The sequence below is a fragment of the Pseudomonas sp. 313 genome (assembly GCF_000316965.1).
Classification (GTDB): domain Bacteria; phylum Pseudomonadota; class Gammaproteobacteria; order Pseudomonadales; family Pseudomonadaceae; genus Chryseomonas; species Chryseomonas benzopyrenica.
On the sequence record NZ_ANBZ01000101.1, the window covers coordinates 32,832 to 41,285 of the forward strand.

General features: G+C 58.2%; 5 protein-coding genes and 1 pseudogene. 5 read left to right on the forward strand and 1 reads right to left on the reverse strand.

Going from position 1 to position 8,454, the window contains the following annotated elements; translation table 11 throughout:
* Positions 1-105: 105 nt before the first annotated feature.
* Positions 106-345, reverse strand: coding sequence for a hypothetical protein (locus tag C722_RS0123530; protein ID WP_017642852.1), 240 nt, complete (start codon positions 343-345; stop codon positions 106-108).
* Here C722_RS0123530 and C722_RS0123535 point away from each other — a divergent pair.
* The 5 genes and pseudogenes from C722_RS0123535 to C722_RS0123565 all read left to right on the forward strand — a co-directional run bounded on the left by C722_RS0123535 (position 337) and on the right by C722_RS0123565 (position 8,433).
* Positions 337-2,610, forward strand: coding sequence for a helicase associated domain-containing protein (locus tag C722_RS0123535; RefSeq protein ID WP_017642853.1), 2,274 nt, complete (start codon positions 337-339; stop codon positions 2,608-2,610). The genes C722_RS0123530 and C722_RS0123535 overlap by 9 nt on opposite strands.
* A gap of 1,011 nt (positions 2,611-3,621) precedes the next feature.
* Positions 3,622-4,251: a ParA family protein gene (locus C722_RS0123540; protein WP_026084058.1), complete on the forward strand. Its 630-nt coding sequence runs from the start codon at positions 3,622-3,624 to the stop codon at positions 4,249-4,251.
* 955 nt (positions 4,252-5,206) lie between these two features.
* A pseudogene (locus C722_RS0123555) lies at positions 5,207-5,523 on the forward strand (2OG-Fe(II) oxygenase family protein); the annotation flags it as partial.
* Positions 5,523-5,909 carry a VOC family protein gene (locus C722_RS0123560; protein WP_007163057.1) on the forward strand — a complete coding sequence of 129 codons (387 nt, stop codon included), beginning with the start codon at positions 5,523-5,525 and terminating at the stop codon, positions 5,907-5,909. The pseudogene C722_RS0123555 and the gene C722_RS0123560, both read left to right, overlap by 1 nt.
* A 1,660-nt stretch (positions 5,910-7,569) precedes the next feature.
* A complete protein-coding gene (locus C722_RS0123565) occupies positions 7,570-8,433 on the forward strand; it encodes a replication initiation protein (RefSeq protein WP_017642855.1) in 864 nt (287 codons plus the stop codon).
* Positions 8,434-8,454: the final 21 nt, after the last annotated feature.

Sequence of the window (8,454 nt, forward strand, 5' to 3'; positions counted from 1 at the left end):
ATTTCACAGATACCCGCTACCCGCGCGCGCTCGGCTTTCTCGGCCTTGTTCAGGCCGCCGCCGGGCAGGGCCTTGTGGTAGCTCTTTGCATCTCCTGGATTACGCTCACTCGTAGGATTTTAGCAGTCGGGACAAGCCCTCGGGTTCTATCCCCCATCCCTCCCCCAGCGTGAAAGTCGGGCGACCGTGAAAACGATCAACCTTGCCCATGCTGACACTCATGGCTTCACCGGTGACTCCATGGAAATCGCTAGAGTCGTCATAGTCGACGGAGATCTCCGCGTCGTATCGCTGGAGGAGGTCTCGTAGTTCGGTGAGGAATGCAATCCGTGTGGTGTGATCCATCAGTTCGACTCCTGTACCCTCGCCCTGGGCCTGCTGCCCGGCTTTGCCTTTGACCTGGGGATCCTCGACGAGGCGCACAAGACAGCCGGCGCCGCCGGCCGGCGCAACAGCTTCGCGCTGAACGATCACCCTACCCTGCGCATCGACAGGCGCCTTTTCCTCACTGCGACGCCGTTGGCCATCGCTGAGGAGGAAGGCCCCGCCTGTACCGGGCCCACCTACTCCATGACGGACGAGGCCGTCTTCGGTCCCGTCGCCTACGAGCTCAGCTACTCCGCCGCTGTCGCCGCGGGAATCATCTGCGATTTTCGCGTCATCATTTCCGTGGAGGAAGCGGACGACGAGCAGCTCGCCGAAGCGCTGGACGATGAGGAGCGCCGCTACGCGGTGCATGCCCAGGAGTTGCTGCGGGCGATGACCGACGTCGGCGCCCGCAAAGCCTTCGCCTTCTACTCGCGGATCTCGCAGTCGAAGCGCTTCGCGACGGCGCTGCGGGAAGCCGTCGGCGAGGGCGAGTTCTGGGCGCGCCACATCGATGGCTCGTTCCCCTCGTGGCAGCGCACGCGGTTGCTGCACCAGTACGGCCGGGCCCCGCGCGCAGCGCTGTCGTGCGCACGCTGCCTGGCTGAGGGGGTAGACGTGCCGGATACCGATCTGGTCGCCTTCATGCACCGGCGGGAAAGCCACGTCGACATCGTCCAGGCACTCGGCCGCGCCGTGCGCAAGGCGCCGGGCAAGCGCTACGGCTATGTCCTGATACCCCTGCGCCTGAAGCGGAGCTCCGGCGAGTCCCTCATCCAGGCCGTGGCGCGCAGCGACATGTCCACGGTCTGGCGGACCCTGGCGGCGCTTGCCGAGCAGGACGACGCCATGCTCAACGAGGTGCAGCGCGCCGCGGTGGACCAGGGCGAAACCGGACAGCCCGCCTCCCCCGACTGGTTCAACAAGCTGCACGTCATCGCGCCTGCTGGCCGTCCCGACGCCGGCGCCTGGGCCGCCAGCCTCAAGGCTGTGCTTTCAACGGAGCTCGTTGGGCGGATCGCCGGCAGCTGGCCGCACTTTTACGGGCTCCTGCGCGCGTTCGTGACTGACCGCGGCCACGCCCGGGTCGCGCGCAGCTATCGCACACCGGGTGGGCACACCCTGGGCGCCTGGTGCTCACGCCAGCGCGCGCTCCACCGGCTAGGCCGGCTTGCGCCTAACCGTGCCGAGCAGCTGGAGGCCATCGGTTTCGAGTTCGATCCGCGAGAGCATGCCTGGGAGCGAGGGTACGAAGCCTTGCGCAGCTATCTGGCTGACACTGGATCGCCCTCCCCCGCCGTCGACGTCGTCACCGCAGACGGGCTCGCCCTGGGCCACTGGTGCAGCGAGCAGCGCAAGGCCTATCGCCTCGGCCGGCTGGCGCCGCGGAAGAAGCAGCTGCTTGAGGCCCTGGGCTTCATCCTGAGCCCCTTCGACGACGCCTGGGAGAAACGGTATCAGGCGCTGGTGGCGTTCAAGGAGGAGCATGGCCACCTGCGCGTTGCTCAGCGCCAGGTGCTGGTAGACGGTACGGATCTGGCCGACTGGTGCCGGAACCAACGCAGCCGTCAGATCGACCTGTCCAGGCGTGATCGGCTGGCCGCCCTAGGCTTCGACTTCGACGCTGGCGTGCTGGATGCCCGCTGGGAAGCCGCCTATACCGCGCTGGAGGAATTTGGCGCACGGCAAGGCCATGTGAATGTGCCGCTAGACTTCGTGCTGCCTGATGGGACAGCGCTCGGTACCTGGGTAGGGAATCAGCGCGCGCGCTACCGCGACGGCCAAATGGAGCAGCAGCGAATTGAGCTTCTGAACCAGCTGGGTTTTGTGTGGGAGATGTTCGGTGCGGCCTTCGACCAAGGCCTACGGCACCTGGAGCAGTTCAAGGCCGCACATGGCCACTGCAATGTACCGATCGCCTACATGACCATCGACGGTTACAAGCTCGGCAGGTGGTGCTCCAACCAGCGCACGCGGCTGAAGGACAAACCGGACGATCCGGATCACGGCAGGCTGCTGGCCGCTGGATTTTCCTTCGATCCTGCGGAAGCTGCATGGCAGCAGCACTATGCAGCGCTCCAAGACTACCTGGCCGCTAATGCCGGCGGCTCAGTACCGGTGAAACACGTGACCGCCGACAGGCTGCGACTGGGCTCGTGGGTATCCCGACAGAAAACCCTGCTGAAGGCCGGCAAGCTGGCCGATGCGAAGCAAGCCGCGCTGCGCGGATTGGGCGTTTTCTAGTAGTAGCCTTAGCAGCGAGATAGCTCACACCTGCCGGCAGCCTTTTATGGCTCACGTTTAAAGGTAGAACGCTGGAGCTCCCGAATGGCCTCACCAATACCGTATCCGCGGTCGTGTACGCACTTACGCACTTACGCACTTACGTATGCATGCGCTTACCAGCATAGGGATGGCCTCGCTTTCAAAATTTCAACAGCCGAGGTACACGCCCTGACGTGTGCAGATCATTTTCTAACAGGAGCCGTGGCTTCCAGCAAATCCGGGATTCACGTGCGATCTCAGATGCGTAGCGCTTAAGTGCGTACCTGCCTAAGCACGCACTTAAGCATTTAAGTGAGCATCTAGCTCATTTCGATAATGGAGTGTTGATGCCGCTGCCAAGGGCACACGCTATCCCCGAGTGATTACCCAAGCACCCAAGCACCCAAGCACCCAAGCACCCAAGCACCCAAGCACCCAAGCACCCAAGCACCCAAGCACCCAAGCACCCAAGCACCCAAGCTTGTGCAGTGGTCGCCATTCTTGCAAGCGTATTGACCACCCGCCTCTATGAGAACGACGAACGTGCCCCCCCGCAGCAATCCCGGTGCAGGCACCGTTACCAAGAGGCGCCCTAACGATGCTCGTTATGGCTTACATCTACCAAGCCTCACCAGTCAGCTACTTCCGACTTCCGCCCTAAAATACCGCTTCTGGCACAGATGCTTAAATAAGCAAATGCTTGGTTACGCAATCAGAGGGCATCGATACGGGGGGCGTCATAGCTGATTTGCTCCAAGCGCCCAAGCGCCTACATAGAAATCGCCAGAGAGCACATGGGTATTTAAGCATTTAAGCGTTTAAGCGCATGAGCGCGCAAGCGCTTACCTACGCACGGATATGCTTGAGCGTGCGAGCATGCAAACGTATACTCAGGTAATCTACTTGCATGAACGCTTGCGTAAGCACGTACGTAAGCAAATGAGCAAACACGCGCCTAAGCGGGCGGGCGCGTACTTAAGGAGATCTCTGGTGAAAACAGTGGTGATTGCGTCGAGGAAAGGCGGTGTTGGTAAGACCACTACGACGGAAGTCCTGGGAGTGGAGCTGGCCCGCCGTGGAAATCGGGTAATGCTGATAGATACGGATCCGCAAGGCAGCCTTACCGAATGGTGGCAAGAGCGTGAAATTGAAGAGCCGCAAATGTCAAACGTCCCATACGAGAGCTTAGGGGCGGCACTCAGCGTGCTGGAAGGGGAGGGGTATAACTACGTCCTCATTGACACACCTCCTGAGTCTAACGACGTTATCACTGCGACTGTAAAATTCGCTGACCTCGTGATCATTCCCGTCAAAGCAGGCCCACACGATTTGCGTGCAGTAAGGCAGACGCTGACGTTGGTGAAGGATGAGAACAAGCCCTTTGTGTTCCTTCTGAACGAAGTGACGCTCAACACGAACATTACTAAAGACGTGATGGTGGCCCTGTCTCAGCACGGCAAGCTTTGCCCACCGATGCCGCGCCGAACCATCATGGTCGAAGCCGGTATTGACGGTAGGGTACCGCAGGAGCTTCGACCAAGCTGCTCGGCAGCGCGGGACATCAGAAAGCTGTGCGACTACATTTTGGAAGAGTTAGAATCCCAGCAAGCACGTGCTTAAGTGCTTGCTCACGCACTTAAGCACGTGCGCACATGTTTAAGTATTTGCAAAGAAGGTAAGACCCAATGGCTCGCACTCCTCGAGATCTCGGCTCAATGCTCAACACCTCCAAAGCGGCGGAGCCTGTTACATCTGCAGCTCCGTCAGTACCCAGCGTTACTCAGAGCAACCCGGTGGCTATACAGCATACGACAGAGGACGCTGCTCCAGCAGCGAAAGCTGGGCAAAACAGAACGCTCAGCGTGAAGTGCGATGCTGACCGATACAGGAAACTTCAGTTGGCGCGTATCGACCTAGGGCTGACCGGCCAGGACATCTTCATCGAAGCTTTCGATCTTTGGTGCGAGAAATACGGGCGATAGACCGCATGTTGCCTGAAGGCGATGTCTGGCATGCGATATCTCATCGCTTCTGCCAGACATCATGAAATAGGTCAGCTCAAGCTGATGCATATCCTCAGCGCCGACACCTTCAGTCACAGCGGTGAGCGTCTCAAGCTTGTTGGCCGTGGTAGTCTGATAGCTTCGTAAGACGTGATTCACCAACCGGTGTGTCTAGCGCTAGCCAGCAGCCACATTTAGGATCCCATCCTCATAGCCCCCCAGGACTGGTTCTGATAGGTGTATTGCGATTCGCTGCTAGCGTTCCGCGCGCTACTGCGGCACGAGATCATCAAAACCGCTAAAACCCTGATGGAAAGCTGGTATTCGTGATAGGCGAGGGCGGGGCTACTGTGCATTGTGGCTAATTAGCTGCGTGACGCATCCATCAGGTACTGATCGAACAGATCTGGTCGTTACTTGCTAAACCTATAACGTCGCGCACCTCAGCTAGCCAACCTGGTCGTGCCAGCTTTTCTTGGATACGTGCAAAGCTACCGAGACCTCGATCAGTGAGGTACCTCAGTGCCCTAGGATCAATATTCGGTACTTAGCACAATGCCGACGGCGAGTAAGTGGACGTGCCCAAGGTGTCGTGCAGCTTCGTGGTCAACATCGGCGACCTGATGATGCAGTGGACCAACGACCGCTGGGTCTCAACCCTGCACCGGGTGGTGAATCCACCGGCGGATGCGGTTGCGACACCCGCCGCCAGTCCCTGGTGTTCTTCCATCAGCCCAACTACGACACCCTCATCGAATGCCTGCCCGGTTGCGCCACGCCCGGCACGCCGCCGCGTCATGCGCCCATCACCTCGGGCGACCACCTGAGATCCAAGTTCGTCAAGCAGACCACCTTTGGCGGTACTCAGACCGGCGTGCGGGTGGCCTGATGCCGAGTCTTTCCTACGTCAACGTCTTCGCCCAGGACGTGGTGGCCCTGAGCGGCTTCTACCAGCGGGTGTTCGGCTTCCCGGAGATCGAGGCGATCCGCTCGCCGATCTTTCGCGGCCTGGACACCGGCAAGACCGCCATCGGCTTCAATGCGCCGGAAGCCTATGAACTGCTGGGGCTGGGCGAATTCGCCGGCAGTGAAGGCTGCCGCTTCCTGCTCAACCTGGAGGTGGACAGCCGCGCCGAGGTGGATCTTCTGGTGCCAGTGGCCGAGGCCGCCGGTGCGCGCCTGGTGAAGGCGCCCTACGAAACCTACTACTACTGGTACCAGGCGGTGCTGCTGGACCCGGAAGGCAACGCGTTCCGCATCGACCACATGTTGTAGACAAGATTAAGGACGAGATGATGCTGAGCAGGGCTGTATGCCTGTGACATCAATGAATTTGGTGATCGGTGCCCTTGAGCAGAAGGTGATCACGTGCCATCTGGGAAGCTTGCTGTTTTGTGTGTGGGGCAACGTCGACTTTAGAACCGGGCGCATAGCGCTAGTACGGCGCTCTTTTAGGTGTATTCCCATCCGGATTACAGCGTTTAGGTAGTTGATCTAGGGTCTTAACAAGGTCTCGATGGTTTGCAAAGCCGGTTGGATCCCCTGGACCTGCTGTCGACGAATATCTCGTTTGGCTGCCATCCGGTGGAATGGGTAGGTGCGCAGACGACGTACACGACGGTCACCACACAGGCTACGGTCCCTCAGCCGTGATCTGTAGTCGATTGCATATCACTGTCTATGCCAAGGCGAGCTTATCCACAGCGGCTAGCCCTTTAAGAGCTTTTTAGATCTTTATTTCTTGTTTTTCTCTTGTTTTTAAGACGCTGGAAGCCGCGCCGGCAAAGGGTTCCAAGGGGGGTATCGACTACAGAATCCGGTAATGCGACTAGGCATTACGGCTGACGCGACTACGAATTCCGGGTCGGTCGACTACAGATTCCGGCAGTCACGACTACGGATGCCGGCTGTTATCCACTGGTGAGCAGTACCACCTGCTACAAATTGCGGCTGTCCAGATGCACAGCGCTAGCACGAAGGCGATAAAACGCGGGTTAAGTTCGCTCCTCCTCGAGGCGTTCAATGTGAAAACCGCAAGAAAAACCTTATAAGTTTCTGATTTTAAACGATAAAATCTGAAATCATGCCTGTCCGAGGCGCGCTTGTAGGTTGCACCTGCCATCCTCATCAAATGCTTCGTACCAATGGCGAGACAATGCGTCCATCATGTCTAGCGACTACAAATTCCGGTAGTCATCGCGGCAATACTTCTCGGTCAACGACTACAGATTACGGCTTAGCCGTCCTCTAACCTGCTGAAACGACTACAGATTCCGGTATCCCATACCGCTGGATCGAGTAGCCCTCCACCTCACGACTACAAATTACGGCACCAAACAGACGCTTAGAGAGCAAAAAATCGTTTTGCTCGGCTGATCGACTACGGATTACGGCTGTTTAAGGGCTGACCCATCCTAATGACTACAGATTGCGGCATAGGCGCAGCTAGGCGCCTACTCCGCGGTTCGAGCACGGTCACCGCCCAGATGATACGACTACAGATTACGGTACCCGGCCGCTCAGACCCATCAGTGCGAGCCTTGAACACGTGTCGACCATGCAATGCGACTACAGATTACGGTAGTGGAGCGGTCAGACCCGCCATGCCGCACCAATGGGATTTCTCAGGTGGGTGTTGCGACTACAAATTACGGTACAAACGCCTCTCAGCAGGCCTCTCGGTAGCACGCTACGCTCGCTCAGATCGATCCGACTACAAATTACGGTACTCGCGTGTCCGCTCGGACGATGTTTTACTACTTGCCAATGCGTCTCTTCGAGACGACTACAACTTGACTCTGCCTGATCGCCAAGGCAGTTGATTGTCGCGCGGAAAGCGCGCCGTGCGGGCTTTTGACTCTTTTTTCGCTTGACCCGGTATCGACTACAGGGACGGGCGCTAGCAGGGTTTAAAGGCTTTCTACCAGGTCCCTCCATGTCAAAGGTATCCACCTCCGTTCCTGATCAGGCTGACCCTCGGCCGATTCGGGTAACGAAGTCAAATACGCTCATCACAGCGTCGTATCGGCTTACCCTCAACGAGCAGAGGCTGATTTTGGCTGCGATAAGCCAAATCGATCCTCGGAAAGGGATGCCGAAGAAAATTTCTGTGTCCGCGCTGCTCTATTCAGAGATATACGGTGTGCAGCTTCGTCATGCCTACGAGCAGATGAAGGAGACGGCCGACGTTCTGTTTGAGCGCGAGGTGAAGACCTTCGATGGGTCTGCAGTGGAACGCAAGCGCTGGGTCGATGCTGCGCGCTACATCGCTGGCGAGGGGAGGGTGGAGCTGTCCTTCACGATCCACGTTATGCCGTACCTATCCCGGCTTCACACCAAGCTCACCAGCTATGACCTGCGCCGAGTCGCACGTCTCGACTCTACTCACTCGTTTCGGCTCTTTGAGATGCTCATGCAGTTCAAGAAAACCGGATGGGCATACATCGAGATCGAGACACTCAGGACCGCTTTAGGGCTTTCTGATGCCTACCAGCGCTTCAACAATCTCCGCCAGCGCGTGATTGATCCTGCTGTGGAAGAGCTGCGTACCAAGAGTAGATTGGATGTCACCTACGAGCTAAAGCGTGAGGCGAGAAGAGTCGTCGCGATCAAATTCATGTTCAAAGATCTTGCCCAGCAACTGCCGCTAAACCTAGGTGACGAGGAGCTTGTACCCCTGACCGAAATTGACCTGCCAGAGGATCCTAGTCTCCTACTGGCGTCCGCTTTCGAGGACTTGAGTGAGGACGATCCGAACTTCACTTTTCCTATCGAGGTAGATGAGTCTGGTCACCAATGATGATAGTGCCTGTGGCGTATT